Raw genomic sequence first — 1,220 nt, 5'->3', positions numbered from 1 at the left:
CCAGAACAATGTAATCAATTAGGCTTAGAATTAGCCGAAAAGATAGCACCTAATCATCAAGTTGCCGTATATACGCATAACGACACAGACCATGTTCATAATCATATTGTGATTAATTCAATTGATTTAGAAACTGGCAAGAAATTTAATAATAATAAAAAAGCACTACATGATATTCGACAAGCGAATGATGAAATATGTATTTCACATAATCTATCAATTCCCGACAGACAGGCACAAATTCGGTACACACAGGCAGAACAAAACATCATAGATAAATCAGATAATGATAAAGCTTCATGGAAAAATCAAGTAAGAATGGCGATTGAAGAAACGAAAGAACAATCAACAGACTTTGATGATTTTAAGAAACGTTTAGAAACCAAAGGGGTTGAAGTTGCTCGCGTAACGAATAAAACAATCACGTATTTGCACATAGAAGAAAATAAAAAAGTACGTGGGAATAAGTTAGGCGAAGATTATGAGAAGGGAGAGATAGTGAATGCCATTAACAAACAGAAACAATCCCAAGAACAACCAGTCAGAAAACCAAATGTTGACTTCGCAGAATTTGAACGAAGAAACAAAGAAAAACGAAATCAACGAGAACTTGATAAAGCAAAACAAACTCATAGCAGAGAGAATGAACATGCTAGAAGAGAACAACGAGAGCAGAAACAAGAAGATAGACCAACTCATAAAACAAACCGAGAACGTGGCAGAGGCTTATCACTCTAGCTTAGAAAATAATAATCAAAAGTTTGTAGATATATTAAACAAAAAATTAAGTGAAGTTGATAAAGACAATGTGTTAGAAACAATCACAAAAGAAACGGAACAAGCACATCAAAAAAATAAGCAAATGTTAGAAGAAACACAGGAATTACAGAATAAATTAAGAAAGCAATTCAAGTGGTTTAAATCAGGGATAATAGCCTTGTTTGTCGCATTTTTAGCTTTTGCTATTTTAAGTACTTTATTGGACGGTGCTTTTGATGCTTTTGGTATTATACAAGCGTACGATAATCTAAATCACACGATAAAGCACTCAGAGACTATATGGGGCAATTTATGGTATATAGCTTATTTAATACCATATGTATTACTTGCTGGCTTTGTATATAGCTTATATTGGCTTGCAAGTAGAATTATATAGTTTTATACCTTGAAATGCTAAATGCTTTAAATACCCCCTTAAATTGCAAAATAAGACTATTTGA

General features: G+C 32.7%; 2 protein-coding genes. Both read left to right on the top strand.

Going from position 1 to position 1,220, the window contains the following annotated elements; genetic code table 11:
- The coding region (locus tag KA878_RS14455) for a relaxase/mobilization nuclease domain-containing protein (protein WP_210142203.1) at positions 1 to 738 on the top strand (738 nt) is incomplete at its 5' end.
- Entirely contained in the window at positions 716 to 1,156 is a 441-nt protein-coding gene (locus KA878_RS13570) for a DUF334 domain-containing protein (RefSeq protein WP_194378120.1), read from the top strand. The genes KA878_RS14455 and KA878_RS13570, both read left to right, overlap by 23 nt.
- The last annotated feature ends 64 nt before the right edge of the window (positions 1,157 to 1,220 follow it).

It is taken from the genome of Staphylococcus sp. GDY8P57P, assembly GCF_017892585.1.
Taxonomy (GTDB): Bacteria; Bacillota; Bacilli; order Staphylococcales; family Staphylococcaceae; genus Staphylococcus; species Staphylococcus borealis.
The sequence above is the reverse complement of the archived record's forward strand: the minus strand, read 5'-3'. Positions and strand labels throughout refer to the sequence as shown.